Annotated in this window: 17 protein-coding genes and 1 tRNA gene; 4 read left to right on the forward strand and 14 right to left on the reverse strand. The window is 57.7% G+C overall.

The features are described from left to right. Window positions 1-101: 101 nt before the first annotated feature. Window positions 102-1,322 (reverse strand): SMP-30/gluconolactonase/LRE family protein, encoded by a 1,221-nt coding sequence (locus tag GRO01_RS09970; RefSeq protein WP_062511379.1) that lies wholly within the window; start codon window positions 1,320-1,322, stop codon window positions 102-104. Window positions 1,323-1,673: 351 nt separating this feature from the next. Here GRO01_RS09970 and mobC point away from each other — a divergent pair, with 351 nt between their 5' ends. Further along, the gene (mobC, locus tag GRO01_RS09975; protein WP_062511381.1) at window positions 1,674-2,069 is read left to right on the forward strand and encodes a plasmid mobilization relaxosome protein MobC; all 396 of its coding nucleotides are present in this window, start codon (window positions 1,674-1,676) and stop codon (window positions 2,067-2,069) included. Between the two features lie 33 nt (window positions 2,070-2,102). Beyond that, the gene (locus tag GRO01_RS13600; protein ID WP_231490458.1) at window positions 2,103-3,524 is read left to right on the forward strand and encodes an HlyD family secretion protein; all 1,422 of its coding nucleotides are present in this window, start codon (window positions 2,103-2,105) and stop codon (window positions 3,522-3,524) included. A 542-nt stretch (window positions 3,525-4,066) separates the two neighbouring features. Here GRO01_RS13600 and GRO01_RS09985 read toward each other — a convergent pair. From GRO01_RS09985 to GRO01_RS10040, 13 genes are all read right to left on the reverse strand, one after another. Beyond that, a complete protein-coding gene (locus GRO01_RS09985) occupies window positions 4,067-7,462 on the reverse strand; it encodes a DEAD/DEAH box helicase family protein (protein WP_062511383.1) in 3,396 nt (1,131 codons plus the stop codon). Further along, a complete protein-coding gene (locus GRO01_RS13340; RefSeq protein WP_156053228.1) occupies window positions 7,459-7,602 on the reverse strand; it encodes a hypothetical protein in 144 nt (47 codons plus the stop codon). Before GRO01_RS13340 ends, GRO01_RS09985 begins: the two co-directional genes overlap by 4 nt. A gap of 7 nt (window positions 7,603-7,609) precedes the next feature. After that, window positions 7,610-8,608, reverse strand: coding sequence for a hypothetical protein (locus GRO01_RS09990; RefSeq protein ID WP_062511384.1), 999 nt, complete (start codon window positions 8,606-8,608; stop codon window positions 7,610-7,612). Beyond that, window positions 8,608-9,801, reverse strand: a complete 1,194-nt coding sequence (locus tag GRO01_RS09995) for a restriction endonuclease subunit S (protein WP_083541440.1) — start codon at window positions 9,799-9,801, stop codon at window positions 8,608-8,610. The genes GRO01_RS09990 and GRO01_RS09995 overlap by 1 nt, the downstream gene beginning before the upstream one ends. Then, window positions 9,798-11,336 (reverse strand): type I restriction-modification system subunit M, encoded by a 1,539-nt coding sequence (locus GRO01_RS10000; RefSeq protein ID WP_062511385.1) that lies wholly within the window; start codon window positions 11,334-11,336, stop codon window positions 9,798-9,800. Before GRO01_RS10000 ends, GRO01_RS09995 begins: the two co-directional genes overlap by 4 nt. A gap of 714 nt (window positions 11,337-12,050) precedes the next feature. Beyond that, on the reverse strand, window positions 12,051-13,049 hold the full coding sequence (locus GRO01_RS13605) for a tyrosine-type recombinase/integrase (RefSeq protein ID WP_231490460.1): 999 nt from the start codon (window positions 13,047-13,049) through the stop codon (window positions 12,051-12,053). Beyond that, a complete protein-coding gene (locus tag GRO01_RS13610; protein ID WP_231490462.1) occupies window positions 13,015-13,692 on the reverse strand; it encodes a DUF6538 domain-containing protein in 678 nt (225 codons plus the stop codon). The genes GRO01_RS13605 and GRO01_RS13610 overlap by 35 nt, the downstream gene beginning before the upstream one ends. 91 nt (window positions 13,693-13,783) lie before the next feature. Then, window positions 13,784-13,869 (reverse strand) — tRNA-Leu (locus GRO01_RS10015). A 7-nt stretch (window positions 13,870-13,876) separates the two neighbouring features. After that, the gene (locus GRO01_RS10020) at window positions 13,877-14,560 is read right to left on the reverse strand and encodes a M48 family metallopeptidase (protein WP_062511388.1); all 684 of its coding nucleotides are present in this window, start codon (window positions 14,558-14,560) and stop codon (window positions 13,877-13,879) included. 4 nt (window positions 14,561-14,564) lie between these two features. Continuing rightward, on the reverse strand, window positions 14,565-15,059 hold the full coding sequence (locus GRO01_RS10025; RefSeq protein WP_062511390.1) for a YcgN family cysteine cluster protein: 495 nt from the start codon (window positions 15,057-15,059) through the stop codon (window positions 14,565-14,567). Further along, window positions 15,056-15,463 carry a hypothetical protein gene (locus GRO01_RS10030; protein ID WP_062511392.1) on the reverse strand — a complete coding sequence of 136 codons (408 nt, stop codon included), beginning with the start codon at window positions 15,461-15,463 and terminating at the stop codon, window positions 15,056-15,058. Before GRO01_RS10030 ends, GRO01_RS10025 begins: the two co-directional genes overlap by 4 nt. After that, window positions 15,460-16,599 (reverse strand): extracellular solute-binding protein, encoded by a 1,140-nt coding sequence (locus GRO01_RS10035; RefSeq protein ID WP_141306979.1) that lies wholly within the window; start codon window positions 16,597-16,599, stop codon window positions 15,460-15,462. Before GRO01_RS10035 ends, GRO01_RS10030 begins: the two co-directional genes overlap by 4 nt. Before the next feature lie 72 nt (window positions 16,600-16,671). Continuing rightward, on the reverse strand, window positions 16,672-17,832 hold the full coding sequence (locus GRO01_RS10040; protein WP_062511393.1) for an ABC transporter ATP-binding protein: 1,161 nt from the start codon (window positions 17,830-17,832) through the stop codon (window positions 16,672-16,674). Window positions 17,833-17,918: 86 nt separating this feature from the next. Here GRO01_RS10040 and GRO01_RS10045 point away from each other — a divergent pair, with 86 nt between their 5' ends. Then, entirely contained in the window at window positions 17,919-18,197 is a 279-nt protein-coding gene (locus tag GRO01_RS10045) for a hypothetical protein (protein WP_062511395.1), read from the forward strand. Window positions 18,198-18,273: 76 nt separating this feature from the next. After that, window positions 18,274-18,708 carry a hypothetical protein gene (locus GRO01_RS10050; protein WP_062511397.1) on the forward strand — a complete coding sequence of 145 codons (435 nt, stop codon included), beginning with the start codon at window positions 18,274-18,276 and terminating at the stop codon, window positions 18,706-18,708. The last annotated feature ends 98 nt before the right edge of the window (window positions 18,709-18,806 follow it).

An 18,806-nucleotide genomic window follows, 5' to 3' on the forward strand; every position in this document is an offset into this window, starting at 1 on the left:
AACCCGTTTGCGCCTGCACAGGCTGCCGGATAAGCCAGAAACTCTCTGGGCATTTACGTCCCAGCGTATTTTTGGAGGAGCGTAGAGTCCCTCATATTATCTCAAGAGGGTGCAAATCCCTGCACACCGACCTGGAGTGTGAAAAGAGATCCAGCCGCGCACATAAAGAGATGGTCACGTTTTGGACCGCCAAAGGTCAGGTTGGAGCAGCCTTGAGGGAGTCTGATCCGTCCAATCAGCTTTCCTGCCGGATTGAAAATCATTACACCGCACAAGCCGAGAGGGCCGGAGGCTCCACACCACAGATTTCCAAAAACGTCTATGCGGATGCCGTCCGGGTTCATCTGTGCGCCATTGAGTTGCATATTGGTGAAAATACGCCCATTGCTCAGGACGCTGCCATTAACGTCATAAACGTGAATGGCCTGGTCTCCTCCAACTGTCTGACCGGGACCCTTGGGTGTGGAAACGAGGTAGAGCTTTTTATAATCCGTTGAAAAACACAGGCCGTTCGGGTCACGAACGTCTTTTTCCTGAAGGATAGATGTGAGTGTCCCGTCTGGAGCAATTCGAAACACATTGTCAGCCTGGCGCTTTGTGCCGCCAATTTCGCCAGTAAGTTCGCGCCCGATATTCCAGCGAATTTTTCCGTCCGGATTTGTCGGTCCTCCCGGTGCGTCAGGATGGCCTTCGGTCAGGTTCGTGCCGTAGCCTGGGTCGGTGAACCAGACACTTCCATCTGGATGGGGTACGACATCATTGGGAGAGTTCAGGCCCTGTCCATTATATCGGTCGGCAAGAACTTTGACGCTTCCATCATGTTCCCAACGGACCACACGTCGGAAAAAATCCTCGCAGACAATGAGGCGTCCCGTGAAATCGAAACAGTTACCGTTTGCAGCATAACTGTCAGGACGAAAGTCTGAAATCGCGCCTGTTTCCCATGTATAGCGCAGGGCACGGGAACGGATGACGTCGTTTAAAACCAGAAAGCGCCCTTCGTTACTCCAGGCCGGGCCTTCCAGCCAGCCACCCTGGTCCCATACGCGACGGATGGGAGATGCAAAATAGGTAAGGTCTTTAAAGAACGGGTCGAGAGTGATGACATCCGGGTCCGGCACATAGCTCGGGCCTGCCTGTGTTCCCCATGCCCGTGGGGGCTGACTGACGACGCTTGGAGGTGAAACGCTGCCTGGAACACTGGCGGCTCGGACACTGCTGAATCCCAGAAGGGCAATTCCTGCGACGCCGCTTAGAACGCTGCGTCGGGTGAGGTATTTTTCGGATTGGGTTGGTGCCTGAAGCGAAAGGTGGTCAGTCATGAAATTTCCCTCGGGTCATTCGTGTATTTTCATGAATTACGGCGCCGAGAGAAATCAACATCGCGTAATTAAAAGAAGATATTCCCATGGGTATTCCAATATTTTTGGAGAGAGTGAGTTCCGAAATTCATTTTTTAATAAAAATCAGGAAAACGATGCATTGGCTTCGAGTGAAATAAAATAATTACTATTTTCTTCTCTCTCGTTCTGAAATCCGGTTCTTGAATTGCTATCCTGTTCTGTGAGGCCTTCTTGTCCTGAGCCAGCAGTGTTGAATGGCTACCCATTCAACAGCTGGCAAGGGGGAGTACCTCCCCCGTTGACCCCCACAGAAAAACAGGATGCCCCGTTATGCCTATCGCTCCATCTCCATCCCGTATCCGCTCCTCTCGCCTTTCTATCCGAGCCTCTCCCGGCGAACTGGCATGCTGGAGCAGGATGGCCCAAATCCTCGGCCATGCCACAACGGCGGACTGGGTCCGCACTCTGCTCCAGGATGCGGTTCTGTTCCATCGTCATGGCGGAACTGTCGATATCGAGATCCGGAAGTTGCGGGGCGAGCTGGGGCGCATCGGCAACAACCTGAACCAGCTCGCTCATGCGGCCCATCTCGGGGAGGCCGTTGCCTGTGGTGACACGTTGCAGGACATCGACCGCCTGAAAGACCAGACCGACATCCTTCTGCGCAGCCTGCGTTCCGGTCGGCCCCGTCGGCTTCGATCTGCTCCCGTTCCTCTCATGCATTGAACCGGCACTCAGGTTCTCGCAGGTGCCGGCGCCATGATTGTGCAGGAAAGCCGGATCAAGACCAGGAGCGGACATCAGGCCGTCTCACGACATGTCCTGTCGGGTCCGAAAAATGATGCCATCCGGCTGGTTGTAGGAAGTGACTATCTCCTGAAGGACTGGATGAAGGAAGCACGGCGTGAGGGCATCCGGTACGGCCTACGTCATATTGCCTTCAATCCATCCGAATACATGAGTGATGGGCAACTGACCCACTTCGCCAACCAGATCTGTCGGGAACTGGGCGCTGACCCCGAGCGCCTGACACTGGTCATCCATCAAAAGGATGGCGGCACACATGGCCACCTGCTTCTTCCTGAATGGCAGGACGATCATGTTCTCAGCAGTAGATTTACATGGCAGCGACTGGAAAAGATTGCCCGACTGGAAGAACTCCGGCTGGGCCATGACCTCGTCTCCGGCCGTCATGATAAAGCGATCGCGAAGGCCTTGAGGGAAGCCGGAAATCCTGAGGCGGCGGACAGGATTGCTGCCCTAGTTCCGGAAGACATTTCTGCACCTCCAGTCTCTGCTTACACATCGCAGGCCCGGAGGATGACGGAACGTCAGGGTTTCGACCTTCCAGCAGCGAGACACGAGATCATGGCGTTCTGGGAGAAGTCCGGAAATGACCTGAAGACGTTCCGCCAGCTGCTGGCCAAGAAAAACTGGCGCATGCGATCAGGAGACCGGACAGACCGGCGACGGGAAGCCCATGTCATCGAAACAGAGGATGGCATGCTGATCGGGTCATTCACACGACTGACCAAAGTACGCATGAAAGATTTCCGTCTTCTGCTGGAAGAAGAGGCGGCAAGACCATCACCTGTGGATCTTCGACCCATCGTCAAACGCCTGGAACGACGCGAAACCCGGCACCAGCAGCGGGGGGAGCGGAAACGGGAAAACGAAGACCTGATCTGGGCTCCGCCAGCTCCACTGTCTGTACTGGACCGGCAAAGGCTCCACGACCATGCACAGAGAGAAGTGGATGCTCTCCGAAAGCGCCTGCCGTCCATCGGCTCCTCTCGGCACGCCGAACAGTTCAGCGAAGGATTCCAGATCTATCTGCAAGACTGGAAACAGGAGATGCAGGCTGCCCGAACTGTCCTGAATGCCCGACATCCGCTGGAACGGCGCTACGGGCCGGAAAGTCCTTTGGATATCCAGACTGAATGCATCCTGCGAATGATGAGGGACGGGTGGACCAGACTGGAAAAAGCCAATCTGGCCGTTGCGCAGGCGCGACAGAGACTGGATGAGCTGGAAGCCCGGAAAGGCCTGTTCTCCCGGAAGAGCAGGATATCTGAGGCGGAGGCACAGTACCGCCAGGCGCTGGCCCAGCTGGCCGAGATCCTTCGGTATCTCGTACAGTTCATTCTTTTATCATCTGGGACTGAGCAGCCAGAAACCTGACCCGATCCAGATCCCGGTTCCCACAGAACGGGAAATGACATGGCAGGACTATCTGCAAGACCGACGCGAGTTGCTCCAGACACTGCTGAACGAGAAAACCCGTCGCATCTGGATTAAGGATCGCTGCCGTGAGGCGGAACACAAACGGGCCCAGATTATTGCCCAATGGCATGCGGAGCGTATGCCGGACTGTGATCAGGCCCGGCATACGGTTGCCCGGCTTGAGCGACTGGCCCGGCTTCCGCGTCAGATCCCTGAAGATATCCGTTTGGCGGTCAGAGATCTGAAACGGAAAGGGCAGTTCCAGATGGCATTGAGGGAACTGGATCGTTTTTACGACAGGAACACTCCTGTCTCTCCGCCGTCCGATCATCGTGCTGGCGTCAATCGGTCGCTTCAACCCATGGCGTTACAGGAGATGGCTTCCCGTAGGTCCTCTCCATCTCCATAGGAAATGAGTAAGCATTCGACTACTTTCGCCTCATCCCAGACATTCTGTCCGTAAGCGACGTTCCCGTAAGCCGACTTCGATGGGTAGATTTCTATGCAGCAACAGCGTCGTTCAGAGCTCTCACAATCTGAATAATCTCTTTAGCCTGATCTCGGTTGAAGATACCGGCGATGCCCATGTCGTCCAGATCGGTGAACGGACTCTCATAGAAGCTGGCCGGGTCGACATAACCAGCCTCCGTCAGACTGTTGATAACCAAGTCTAGGAACTCGGTCTGGTCGGCGTTCAACTGGTGTAGCCCCACGAATGTGCTGAAAGCCTCCTTCGCGGCAGCTTTGTCCAAGCCAGTCAATGATCGCAAGAAGCGTCCGAGACCTCCTTCCTTGTCGAGGGCAGCGATGAGGGTATCATTCGCGACCTCCTGCTCGATCATTATGCGCTGTAGTTCTTCGAGATCCTGCTTAGTCAGGGGCTCACCTCGGCGGACCTTGATCAAGGTGATGTGGTTACGATGATCGTCGATGAAGCGACGGACCTTCATCTTGAAGCGCGCCTTGTCCACGCCGCTGCCCACCTCCGGCATGGTAACCTCGGTTCCTTCGCCGATGTCATCTTCGAAGTCGGTGACGACCACCTTGCGCTCCACAGGCTTGATGAGCTCAGCCAGGTGACGGAGGCGTCGACGCACCATCTCCAGAATCTCCGGTGTGATGTCTTCCCAGAAGGCGTCAGTCTGAATGTCGAGAATCAGCTCCATTTCCTTCGCCACGAGAGGCACGTTGTCGATGCCTTCCAGCGCTGAAGCGAAGCTAATGATCCGCTTCTGGAGGCGGGTGAAGGCTCCGGTCTGCTTCAGCAGCTCTAACTGTGTGGTCAAAAGCAACAGGTCGAACTGCTTTGCGGGCAGGTTGCCATCCTTAAAGGCCGTTGGCAGCCCGGCGATCTCCTCGATCAGCGTCAACCGGTCGTCGAGGGTCAAGTTGTCCCAGCCCTTCGGGGCGCGAAACTTCTCGACACTCCGCCGCTTGGCCCGGACGATGAAGTTGTCCAGTGGCATGCCAAGTACCTCGTCATGGAGCCGCGTTTTGATGTCCTTGATCAGCGCCTCGTGCGGCTCGCCAGCGTCTGCTAAGGCCTCAATCAGTTCGACGCGTGCGCCGAACAGTCGCTCGCCTAGCGGTTTGGCCGTGGGGCCATCAGTCTTGTTAAGGTTCTCTTGGAAGAACTCAAGGTTCTGGCAGTAGTCGAAGATGACGAACTGCTGCTTGTCCTTGCTTAGCCCGAACAGATCGGGGCACAGACGGGTGCCTCGACCGACCATCTGCCAGAACTTGGTCTTGGACCTAACGATCTTGAAAAAGACGAGGTTCACGACCTCGGGTACGTCGATGCCGGTATCAAGCATGTCGACCGAAACCGCGATGTGCGGAGCCTTGTCCGCCTCGGAGAAGTCGTCAATCAGCGACTGGGCGTAGCTGACGCTGTAATCGATCAGCTGGGCGAATTGCCCCTTGTAGTATGGATAGGCCTCATTAAAGCGGTCGACGATGAACCGGGCGTGCTTGCTGTTCTTGGCGAAGATGATCGTCTTGCCCAGCCGGTCGCCCCCCTCGACCTTGATCCCGTTGCACATCAGGTGCTCCAGCACCTTGTCCACCGTGTCTTTGTTGAAAAGCCACTTGTTCAGGTCGGCACTTTCGACGCGGTCCCGCACTGTGCCGTCCTCGTCCCACTCGATGGCGTCCCAAGCTTCCTTTTCTTCGTCGGTCAGCTGATCGTAGTCGATGCCGTCGCGCTGGAACTTCAGCGGCACGGAGATGGTGGTCGGCGGCACGAGGTAACCATCGCCCACGGCATCATTGAGGTCGTAAGCGTCGGTTGGCACGCCCTTCTCGAGCCCAAACAGGGAATAGGTGTCCTTGTCGATTTCATCGCGCGGTGTCGCGGTCAGACCAACCAGTAGGCTGTCGAAGTAATCGAAAATCGCCCTGTATTTGCGGTAGACCGACCGGTGCGCCTCGTCGATCACGATCAGGTCGAAATGACCAGGGCCGTAACGCTTTTCGCCGCCTTTGCTCTCTTCGATCAGCCCCATCATTGTCGGATAGGTCGATAGGCAGACCCGCGCTCCGGCGTGGTCATTCTTCTTGGTGTCGTGTCGCTCAAGCAGGTTGGCCGAGGGCGTCGAGGGCAGATGCGTCTTGAACGCTCCGTGTGCCTGCTTCACCAGCGCGATCCGGTCTGCTAGGAACAGCACGCGCTTCACCCGGTTGGCTCGCATCAGCTGGTCAATCAGGGCGATGACGGTCCGGGTCTTGCCGCTGCCCGTAGCCATGACCAGCAGGGCCTTGCGCTGAGCGTCGCGTTCGATGGCCTCCCCCACACGGCGAATGGCCCGCTGCTGGTAATGGCGCCCCGCAATCTCTGGGTCTACATCGACTTTCGCCAAGGGGCGGACGTTCTCGCGACGCTGCAAGAGCAGCTGTAACTCATCCTTCTTCAAAAACCCCGAGATCCGTCGCGGCGGATAGGCCTGGTCGTCCCAGATCCAGTGCTCATAGCCGTTACTGGTGAAAATCACCGGGCGGCGACCGTATCGTTTCTCCAGACAGTCAGCGTACAGCTTCGCCTGCTGCTGCCCCGTCCGGCTGTCTTTCTTGGTCCGCTTGGCCTCGACCAAACCCAGCGGCTTCCCGTCGTCGCCCCAGAGCACGTAGTCGACGTAACCGTCACCGCTCTGATTGGGCATGCCCGTCACGGCGAATTCCCGGTCCCGCTCCTGATCGAGAGGCCAGCCCGCCTCGCTCAGAAGCAGGTCGATGAAGTTGTCGCGGGTCTCGGCCTCACCGTAGTCGTGGTCGTCCTGCACCGTGCTGTTGGCCTTGCGCAGTGCGGCCATCTCAGCCCGAACGGCGGCTAGTTCCGCATCCAGCTTGGCGCGTCCCTCTTCAGAAGTACGAAGGGCTTCTTCGGCCTCCGCCGCGCGCTTGCGCTCGGCCTTGATGTCCGCTTCAATCTTCTGAATCTGCGCCACGGTGCTGGCGGTGATTGTCAGCGACTTCTCCAACTTCCCAGCATCGAAGGTCAGCGCCGGGTCCGGGCGCTTGATCTTTGCGTAGGTTCGGGCAATCCAGTAGCAGACATGGAACAGCTCGCGGACACAGGCACTGGCGTCGTAGGCGCTCAGTGGCTTGCCGGTGTCATGGGCGGCGCGGTTGCCCTGGTCCTTGATGTAGCGGGCCTTGATGACGATGGCCGGTCCGGTCAGCGCCTCCAGGCTTGGCTCTGCAATCATCGCGGCCAGCGTGTCGGTGTATACGGTTCGCAGCGCCGGGTCTGTCCGGTAGAGCCATTTCAGCGCCGTCTCTAGCGTCAGCCGTGCCCAGAAGCAGGCTCCCCGCGGGTCGGATAACGCGTGTGTCTCGGCTTTGCTGGCCGTTTTAAAGAGGGCTGGAAAGTCTGCTGACAGAAAACTGAATTGGCTCATGTATCAGCCCCCTTAAGATCGAATTCCGTTTCACCAAGACTAGCTTGACCAAGAGAGAAATCGGCTCCTGTGGTCACGAGCTGACGCATGCCCTTTTGGATTGCATGGCTTTCGGTAGCACTGGTAAAACTGGTGGTCATCTAATCTTCAACCCAAATAAATTTTTTCGGGATCAGTAGTCGAATTCACGTAAGGGAAAAGCCCTGTGAGGACGACGGACATAGACAGCAAGTCACGCATATCAATTTCACGCTTACGGTTCCTCGGGCGGCCAGCATGCCTGATGCCGGGATAATCTGAGGCAAACCGGTAGAGTTCTTTTGCTGAGTTCAAAACAGCAGCATGAGGCCACACCTGCGCCGTGTCGCACATCGCACCAAAAGTATTTACTTCATTCCCCCTGCGGGCTCCGCTAGCTACGTCCGCATTGAAAGCCAGTACATCCGGATGCTGGGATAGAAGTGCCTCCAGCAGGTTGAATTGCGCGGCGACGCAGCGTTTGATCCGGGTCGGAGACCGCTCATCCCGCAGGTCAATGATCGTTTCCTCAAAAGCTGACATAAAATCGGCCAGATAAGGATCCTGATCCGTTGCTGCTTTCATCTCCCGGAGCATCTTTGTGAACATGCCCGGGAGTGTCGGATAGATCGACATTCGGCGGTTATAGGACGGTCGGCGGACGTCGTAGCGAAGGCTGAACTTTTCGATGAAAGTCTGGACGGCTACGAAGTAGGCGTTTGACAGCTGATCGCCACCGGCATCGTTAACGGGGTTGAAGGACTTTTCCAGAGTTTCGACGATGGCATGTTCCGATGGCGCGCCGTCGAAAAAGTTGCGGATGTAATCCCGCGCGAGCCTGTCGTCTGTACAGGCATCCATGTAGGTCTCCAGCTTGACTTGATGTCGTTCGAGAGACGCTTCGTAGGTTGCCCGCGCCTCAAGGTCCTCCGGCAGGTGCAGCTCACCGTCGTTGTTGTACGATTGGTATGTCGGGGCGACCGGCGGCATCGGCCTTGGCAACGCCGACTGCAGGATATCCAGCCACAAGTCTTCGACCTCAATTTCGTTCTCTTCAATGAACTCGAACAAAGGTTCGAAGATTTCGGCCATCAGCAGGCCTTGGACCCCCAGAAACTCACCGCGCATTAAAGCTCCCCTTTGAAGGCGCGGTGCTGGAGGGAGGCGAAGAGGGTTTTCTGCCGCTCATAGGTGACCTCTCCCCGCCCTAAAAGTTCGGAGATTTTCGTAGCTCTTTCCAGCCATAGCTTAGACATCTCAGCATAATTAGCCGGTACTGGAAGGCGGCGAAGGTCGGCCAGGTTGATCCCACTTTGTGCTACTCCCCGAACTTCACCTTTGATGAATCGTTGAGACATTTTATGCCGAAGTAGCTCCCAAATGAAACCCGCATACTGGGGGTCCTTGAGCGGAACCAGTGCTACCTCTCGCGATATATTCCAGCCCTTTGCTGTGCTCGGGACAATAGCGACGCTCCCAACTGTCCCACGGATCGAAATTGCTATCTCCCCGCCTTCAAGTTGCGTTCTCTTATAACCTGAAGAAATTTCTTGTGAGGTGCGCACAACGCTGTCAGCCGAAAACCGGTCGCCAGACAGGTTTGAAATCCGGATAACCGGCACCCCGCCGTCGACCTCCGTGCCGCGCTGAACAATACCGTAAGAGATGCCTCGCTCGGGGTTCACGATGTCGTAAAGGGTTACTTCTGGTGACGCGTGAGCTGCATCAATCAGGTCCCCAAACATCTCATGAAAGATGGCTTGTCCGAGGGTGCTCAGTTTGTCGAGGGCACGGGTGCGGAGGCGGCAGAGCTCTGCTGCCTGATCCAGTATCCGCGCAATCCGCTTCTGCTCCTCCAGCGGCGGGAGGGGGATTTCGACTTTCTTGAGGTCAGAAGCTCGGATGTTCTTGATGCCGATACCTGCTGAGTTGCTAGCCCACGCCCGAAAGCGGGGGCTCCGAAGGTAGTGACCTACAAAGTCAGGATCAGCGACATGCGAGTCAGTTCTGACGGTCGCAAGGAACGCACCGAATGAACCCTGCCACTCTTGCCCCAACATCGCACTTTTCCCAAGCACAGAGGCGCTGCCAGAGGAGGTGCAGACGACAATGTCCTTCGGGCGAAGTTTCTGCTTCTCCGAAATGCGCCCTTGATCAACGTAAACGAGGTCTGACTCAATATTCAGCGTCTCGGCGATATTGCCTGCACGCAAAACTGGCAAAAGTCCTTTTCTCGGATCACTTTCCGCATCGGCTTTGCTAAAGGTGACTCCTCGAACCACCTCGGAGATGCTGTCGAGCGTTGCTGTAGGCCAGCTCATCCCAGCATCCCCTCAAGCCGGGCCAGACCCTCGGCGATTTCGGCCTCCAGAGCACGCAGTTCGGCGATGATCTCGGCGGGGGCGGGGTGGGCGACCTCCTCGTGCTCGATCTCCTTGTAGCGGTTCAGCGACAGGTCCCATGATCCGGTGGCGATGATGTCCGCCGCGGGCACGACAAAGCTCTGTGCAGTGCGGGGCCGCGTGGCCTCGGCGTCCCGATCTCCCCAGCGGGCGAGGATGTCGGGCAGGTTGTTTTTCGCATGTTCCTCGTCCGTCAGCGTATGCGCCGGGCAGCCGCCGAGCTTCTCCACATCCAGCAGCGGGGTGCGCCTGTCATCGAGGCTGAAACCGTCCGCTGTCATGTCGTAAAACCACACGCCCTCCGTACCGCCGACGCCGGTCTTGGTGAAGACTACGATGGCGCAGGACACACCGGCGTAAGGGCGGAAGACGCCCGATGGCAGCTTGATGATAGCGTCGAGCTTGTGATCCTCGACCAGCATCTTACGAATGTCCTTGTGAGCGGTCGACGAACCGAAGAGCACCCCGTCCGGCACGATCACCGCCGCGCGCCCGCCAATCCGAAGCTGCCGCAGGAACAGCGCCATGAAGAGCAACTCGGTCTTCTTGGTCTTGACGATCTTCAAAAGGTCCTTGGCCGTGGTGTCATAGTCAAGCGATCCGGCGAAGGGCGGATTGGCGAGGATCAGGGAATAGGCGCCCGCGTCGGTGCCATGCTCCTCGGCCAGGCTATCGCGGTCGGAGACATCGGCGTTCTCGACCCCATGCAGGGTCATGTTCATCGCACCGATGCGCAGCATGGTCGCGTCGAAGTCAAAGCCGTGGAACATGCTGTTGTGGAAGTGGTCGCGGGTTTCCTTTTTTCGCAACATCTCCGGGTGGTGGTCGCGCAGGTATTCTCCCGCCGCCACGAGGAAGCCGCAGGTGCCCGCCGCCGGGTCACAGATGGTGTCACCGGGCTGGGGCTTCATGATGTTGACCATCAGCTCGATGATGTGGCGGGGGGTGCGGAACTGGCCGTTTGTGCCTGCGCTGGCGATCTTGCCCAGCATGTACTCGTAAACGTCGCCCTTGGTGTCGCGGTCGTCCATGGGGATGTCGTCGAGCATCTGCACGACCTTGGCCAGCAGGTTGGCGTTGGAGAAGCCGAGCCGCGCGTCCTTCATGTGGGTGCCGTAGGACGATCCTTCCTCACCTAGCTGGCGCAGGAAGGGAAAGACGTGCTCATCCACGATGCGCATCATCTCTCGGGCTTCGAAATGCTTGAAGCGGGACCAGCGGAGATTGTCGTAGGGCTCGCCCTTGTCATCGGCGCCTTCGGGGAAGATGCGGCGGGCGATGGGGAGGCCGAGGTCTTCTGACTTGCGCTCCTCGACCGTCTGGAGGTCGTCGAGCCGCTTGATGAACATGAGGAAGGTGAGCTGTTCGATCACGGAAAGCGGGTTGGAGACCCCGCCGGACCAGAACGCGTTCCAGATCTGGTCGATCTGGGTTTTGATTGTGCCTGTGATCACTTGCTGCCTACTGTAATTGTCGCGTGGTTCATGTGCATGAGTGGGGCGTTGTAAATGACCGGGCTTCGATCTCATGGGCGCGGGCCATGACCGTTTCCAGATCGTGGTTCATTTGCCGTTACATCCAGGACAGAGCGGAGGTGCCGAATGCTTTTTCAAGGCGTAGCGTCACCTCCTGCGAAATATCGGACCGATTATTCAGGACATTGCAGAGAGTCTGACGGTTGTACCTGAGTGACAATGGTGATGGACAAGCCATTAGGATCAAGGAACTCTTGGCGAATAAGGTTTTCAGGATGGGGCGCGCCTGCTCTTCCATTGCTGAAAACCGTAGGGTGATAATTGACGGTTATCAATATGTCGTCGAGCGCGTAGTCGTGTGAATTAGTGGATATTCGGACATCACGTGCATGTTGATCGCCTAGTGCAAGCTGAGGCAGGGCTTTCGTCATTTCCGTACAAACCGGATACACGCGATAGCACTTCTGGATGAGAAAATTAGGTGAGCCTTCGCTCCCGAATGCTTTAACGCTGGAGAGCGCAACGCACATTGGAGCTCGCAAAGGTTACAAGTGAAGCCGGGTGATCGCTGTCACCGTTATGCTAGACGAAGGCGTTAATATCGTTCGGCACACATTTTAGACGAGTAAGAACGTCTATTATTTTACGTTTGAGCACGGATAGCAGACAGTCGCATTCCCCCCATCGCTGCCTTCAGGTGTCTGGAATTTCCATTGAGAAACTTGGGAAGTCGAGGGCTTCGATAACGCTCTGGAGGTTCCGGACGTCGATGGAACTGGTGTAGTTCATGGTGCCCTGGCTGCGGTGAGAGGCTTCGTGCCCCAGAACCCGGTCGATCCAGAGCTCCCGGAAGCTCGCGTCCTGATTGCGGAGCTTCGTCGAGACCGTGTGCCGGAAACTGTGAAACGTGATCTCAGCCGGAAGGCCGAGCCTCGTTTTCAGTTTTGAAAACGCCTGCCCGAAGGAAGCACCACGGACTCCGCTTGTTGACGTGGCTAGATCGGGAAACAGAAAATGCTGGTCGGGCTTCAGAAACTCCAGGATGCCTGCCCTGATCAGTTGGGAGTGGATCGGAACCAGCCGGATTCCGGCCGCTGATTTTGGAGACCAGCCCTCTTCCGGATGGGGGCGGACCTGGAAGCAGGCCACGCCTTGTACGTTTTCGATGTCCTGACAGCGCAGATTGCAGATTTCTCCCAGGCGCAGGCCGGTATAAAGGGCAATATTGACCATGCCTGCATAGGTGCGCTGTGAAATACCGCGATGCTCCCATTGCGCCTTACTTAGAAGAACCAGTTCCTCATCGGTCCAGCAGCGGCGGTCCGTTTCTTTCGTTGTGTTGAACGACCATTTCATCCATGGATTTTTGGACACAATCTCGCGTTGAACGAGAATGGACCAGAGCGCGGACATCCGGGAAAAATGGTTCTTCGCCGTTTTGCCGCTCAGCGTTTTGAGGCCCTGTTCTTTCGCAACCTTCACCGCGTCCCGGATCGGAAGACATTTCTTTGCCTTCCCGTGCGTGGCTGGCAGACCTAGCAGCAGGTCCTTGAAGTCGCCCGCCGTTGTCCCGGTGATCTGAGTGACCGGGAGATCCCCAAATGCTTCGACGAACAGGTCCACAGTCGTTCTCGTACCTTTAAGAGTGTCGGCACTTTTACTGGTGTCGTTCAGGATGAAGCGCTGGACCATGATGCTGATAGTCTGCGATGAGGCTATGCGCTGTTTTTTTAGGAGGCGACACTGTCGGCGTTGGAAGACGCATTTCTGCGTCATCGGCCTGAGGCGGAGGAAGACGTTCCTGTGGCAGAGTTCCTTTGATCTCGACCACCATCTTCCGCAGTCCAGTGATTTCTTCCCTCAGCATGGTCTCCCGTGTCCGGGAGACGGCCTGATTCAGGGCATCTTGCTGATGCAGTCCTTGCAGGAAGTCTTCTGTTTCCTTGAGATACCGACCGACCACATCAAGGAAGCGCTTCGTGGATTGGATAGAATCCACTTCCCTGAAGAGCATTTCGGTTGTCTCCACTTTATGGCGCATGGTCAGTGCTTCGATGTGGTCGGCGTGGTAGTTTTGGAGGTCTTTTACGAACTGCTCGTAGAAGCTGACGAGGTCCATGGCGTTGAGCGTTTTTGCGGGAACCCCTGATGTCATGCGCCGTATCTCCTGAAAACACTGCCCGGTCCGGGCATAGAACAGAGCAGCCTTCTGCCGTGCTTCCAGCTTATTCGAGGTTTTCAGGGAGTGCGAGACCTCGCCTCGTCCCAGCAAGGGGCGCAGGTCTAACGGCACGGCGCGTCGGAAATAGTAGTTCGAGCCCACGAGTCGGAGCATGTCGTCAGTTTTCCCATTCTGGGAAAGACTATGGGATAAACGCCCATTTCAACGTCTAAGAGCGTTTTCCTCCATCTTTTCAATGGGTTACTGGTGCGAGCTGCGGGACTCGAACCCGCACGCCCTTTCGGACTCGAGATTTTAAGTCTCGTGCGTCTACCATTCCGCCAAGCTCGCACTGCCCTCATGCTGCACGCAGGAGAGCGGTCCCGTTTTCTCTCAACCAGCGTTCTGCTGCAAGCCGTCCTGTGCGTCCATCGGGAATAAAACTGTCGACCAGGGCCCAGAAATGGGGGCCGTGATTGAAATGTTTCAGATGCGCCAGTTCGTGAATGATGACGTAATCGCGGATGCCTGTTGGAGCCATCAGCAGGCGCCAGCTGAGCATGATGCGGCCTTGGCGTGTGCAGCTACCCCAGCGGGTCCGGACGTCGCGCAGGTCCAGTCGTGTAGGATGAAGATCCATTTTGTCGGAATGGATTTTTAAAGTCCGGGTCAGGCGATCCTTTGCCATGGCCTGCAGAAAATCACGGATACGGCGTGTGGTGTGGGAGGCGTCACCACTGACATGAAGTCCATTTTCGTCCAGCCAGCAGCCGCGCCGGGCTTCGGGTTCATGAAGAATGGCGACACTATGCCCTTCGATCATGATCTGCGAACCGTTTGTCAGTGCCTGCTTTTCTGGCAGTTCGGTGAGAGCATTCGTGATCCATTCCGTCTGTTGATGGACGAAGGCCAGTGCTCGCTCCCGACTGACACGATCCGGAACCGTTATGATGACTTCGCCGCGGACAGGTTCGATCCGCAGGGTGATGCGCTTTGCCCGTGTCGAACGTTTCCAGATCAGTGGAACGGTCGGGGGAAGCATGATTTCAGCCTTTGCTTTTCTTCAGGGCGTGACAGAGCGGGGAACGGTCTGGCCATTCACCCGGCCATTCTTCCAGATGGTCTTCAAGCGGTCCGGCACGGCGTTCGCTGATGCAGCGGTCCTGGACCGAGGCGCCTGAACTGTGAACGCCGTTTTCATTGCCGGTCCGCAGAGGGTGCCAGTCTGGAAGATCAAATCCGTCGCGTAGCAGACGATAGGAACAGCTGGGTGGAAGCCAGTCGATTTCGGCCAGAAGCTCAGGTGTAAGAGTCACGCAGTCGGGGACTTTGCGGTGACGGTCGGCATAATCGGTGCAGCGGCAGGTATGGGTGTCCAGAAGCCGGCAGGCGACGTTCGTGTAAACGACCTCGTCCGTATCCTCGTCACGCAGCTTGTTGAGGCAGCATCGTCCGCAGCCGTCGCAGAGGGACTCCCACTGTTCGGAAGACATTTGGTCCAGAGGAACGGTTTGCCAGAAGGGGGCGGTTGGGGTGCTCATGGGTGATCCAGCAGGGCGCAGGCGACGCAGAAGACGATCGCAAGGAGAAAGGACAGAAAGGCGGATGGCAGGAGGAGTGGAAACCAGATCAGGCGCAGACGCGTCGGCAGATCGGCTCCCAGTCCGACCGCGGCCCGGGTTGTTCCCGGAGGCAGGGTCAACAGGGTGGCACAGATTGGAAAGACGACGGCCGGGGCGATAAGTGCACCTTCCAGCCAGCCCGGACCAATATGGGTTTTGGCCAGTGCAAGGGCCAGTCCTGGTCCGGGAAGAAGCAGGACAAGGCCAAGGCGCCTGAGAATATGGGGCGACAGAACGCGCATGAGCAGCGCGATCACGGCGCAGGCCCCCACAAGACCCGTCAGGATGGAGGGCAGGTTCAACCGCAATATAAGCGACATCATGGTGTCTGCGCGCCGAAGCGTGTTTCGAACTGCTGTTCGAGAGCATCGCCGTACCGGGACCAGAACGTGTCACTGACAGTCAGAAACGTAGGGGCATTATCTGGAGGTAGCGGACCGGGCATGTCTTCGAGATGCGGCGCATGCATTCTGAGCTGGGCGAGGGTGCGGTGTGCACTGTCTGTAGGGACATTGCTCGGAATGGCCCAGAACAGGGGTGTACGCAGAATGTCCTGCGTACCGGCTACGAACAGAGATGTCGCAGCACCGGCTTGCACCCGCGAACTGACGCTCGTCACTTCCGTACTGGGGGCGCTCAGCATGAGTGCGCTGCTCTGTTCCATGATGCGTCCAGCGTCCGCGGGCGTGTTCCACCACACGATATAAGGGCGCAGCTGATCCAGCTTGCGGAACGCGCGATCCACTCCAGGCTGCGTGGCAAGCGTGGTGTAGACGTCCTGCGGTGCAACACCATCAGCCAGAAGCGCAATTTCCAGCGTGGTCCTTGCGCCGAAATGCAGACCTCGGCGGCCCGGGTGGCGGGCAACGTCCCAGAAATCCTGCCAACTGGGCGCCGTGGCCATGCGCGAGCGGTCCCAAGTCAGGGCGAGGTCGCTGACGCCGCCGGGGATACCGCAGGTCGGGCTGTCATCCACCGGATGCACCCACCCGCCTGCACAGGCCTGCGTCAGCTGCGTACCGGTCACGAGAACGGCCATCCATGCAGGTTTCGTGGCGTGAGCCGCAGTTTGCAGTGTTGACGTCCGTCCATCCCATTCCACCAGTCGCAGCGTGTTGTCCGCGGATGTCAGCGCATGGGCTGCAATAGTGCCTTCCGGAACACCAAAGCCGGGTTCGGGAGTTGTTGGGGCAGCGACCCGATGACGGACGGTTTTGCGGTGGTGATGTGATCGCGCATGGCTGTGCGCGGATGCTGACCCTGGCAGGAAAACAGATGTGATGCCATGGCCAACAGATGTGAAAAACGTGCCTATGCCGGAAGACCCATGCCCCGGATGTGTGGACGTAGCGTAGCCTGCGGGAGGCAGTGCGAACAGGATCAGAGACGCGCAGAGACACGTTGTACGCAGGCGGCTCCTGCGGGCGACCCGATCATGTGTCCGAAGGACATGTCGCAAAGGGAAGGCGGACCGGGTCAGAACGAAAGGATCCTCGGAAACTGGATTAATCGGGAAAGGAACGGGCGCACTTTAATACATCCCGGTGCCGGGCGGGAAGACCGTCGCATGAGCGGCAGGCCAGGCAAGCTGCACGGCGGTGCCGGATGCAGGGATCTTCTGGGCCTGCAGCGGGGGGCGGCGCAGTTCGATCTCCGTACCCTCGGCGCAGCGGACCCGCATGCGGATATGATCGCCCAGATGGATGCTGTCGGTCAGGATACCACGAACGGGGACATCGCCGTCTTCATCCATGCCCAGTCCCTGTGAGCCAAAAAAAGGTGAAATCCGGTCAGGGCGTACACAGACCAGACATTCCTGCCCTTCGGTCAGGTCTTCGGAAGCCATGGCATCCACAATTCCGCCGCAGGCCAGCTGGACCCGGGCGACGTCATCGCCGATATCCAGGATCTGACCTGTCAGGGTATTGGTTTCACCAAACAGGGTCGCAACCTCGACGCAGGCCGGACGATCGTAGAGTGTTGCCGCATCTGCGCATTGCAGTAGCGTGCTGTCCTGAAAGACGGCAATTTCTCCGCCCGAACGCAGGGCGTCCTCGCGGCGGGAGACAGCATGGATCACGCTGAGGTTCAGGGCGCGTGAGAGCGTGGCCAGAAGCAGCGAGATGCGGCGGGCAGCACGAGGATCCAGTGCATGAAGCGGATCATCCAGCAGCAGAATGTCTGGCGATGCCACCAGCGCGCGGGCGAGGCGGGCCCGCAGGGACTGTTCGGCGGTCAGCTCTGCCGGACGCAGGCCCGCAACACCATCCAACCCCAGGAGCGAAATCATTCGTCCTGCAGCAGCCTGGGCTTCTGATTTGTTCTGACGGTTTGCACGCAGGCTGAACGCAACATTGTCACGCAGATCCAGATGCGGAAAAAGCGGATCGCGCGGACTGACGATCCGCATCCGACGGTCTGCAGGGGCGTGGCTGGTCACGTTTTCGCCGCTGACTGTGATGGTGCCACCCAGATGAGGCAGGAAGCCGGCCAGGACATCCAGCAGACGGGACAGGGCTGAAGGCTGGTTTCCGAACAGCGTCAGCGTGGTGCCGGGGCGTAGTGAAAAATCAACCGGCGGCGCATTGATGGCAGCTCGCAGGCCGATGACTTCCAGCACGGGGGCTGGCCGTGCTGTGCGGGCGCTCCGCTTTTTGGGAGCCATGCGGGAAACGCCGGACAGGCCTGACATGCAACCTCTGGGAGAATGGATCGTTATAGGCGAAACAAAATCGGGTCAGAACAGATCTGGCCTGATATTCTAGAAGGGGTTTGAACATGAGCCGTAAAAGCGTCAAGGACAACGTTGAAGCTGCAACCGAGACCACACAGGCTCAAATCGACAGTCTGCGGACCCAGCTGCAGGAACTGCTGGACAATCGTATCAGCCCAGCTCTGCTGGATGCTGCCGACCGCACGGACCATGCCGTTGCAAATGCCCGCAAAATCACGGATCATGAGCTGGAAAATGTTTCGACGCGTGTACGGGCGCGTCCGATTGCAGCCGTCCTGATTTCGGCCGTTGTCGGTTTCTTCGCCGGACGTTTCTCCAAGTAATAGCCCGGGTCTTTCCAGGCGGGGGGCGGACGGCATCTCGTCCGGCCCCGTCCTGAAGAAGAGGCAAACCATCTCCATGAAGCCCATCGATCTCGGACAGGATGTCCTCTCCGCCCAGGGACAGATCCTTTCCCGCTCTGCAATGCGAATCGGTCGCAGAGTGGCCTATGGCATTGTCGCAGCCGTTTTTCTGCTGTTCACGGCCCTGTCGTTCCATGGCTTTCTGTGGGCATTTTTTATTGATGTCGCCGGGCTGAGCTATGTGAAGTCCGCACTTTGCGTCATCGGTATTGATCTTCTGTTCGTCGTGATTTTCGGGCTTCTTGCCGCACGTTCCATTCCGGATCCTGTCGAGATCGAAGCGCGCATCCGTCGCGATCGCAAGCTGGTCGAGCTGAAGCAGGCAGTGGCCATGACCGCACTGACGGGACTGGTTTTCGGTCCGGCCGGGCGTTTCACGATCAAGCGTCTCCTCGGAATTGTGAGGAATCTGCTGGGCCTTCGCAAATAAGACATTTTGTGGCTGATATTTATCAAAGCCATATGGTCAGCATCAGCGTAATGGCGTAAGCACGTCGCGAACCCACCGAGTAATCTCTAAATAGAGGG

The organism is Gluconobacter roseus NBRC 3990 (genome assembly GCF_006538885.1).
Taxonomy (GTDB): Bacteria; Pseudomonadota; Alphaproteobacteria; order Acetobacterales; family Acetobacteraceae; genus Gluconobacter; species Gluconobacter roseus.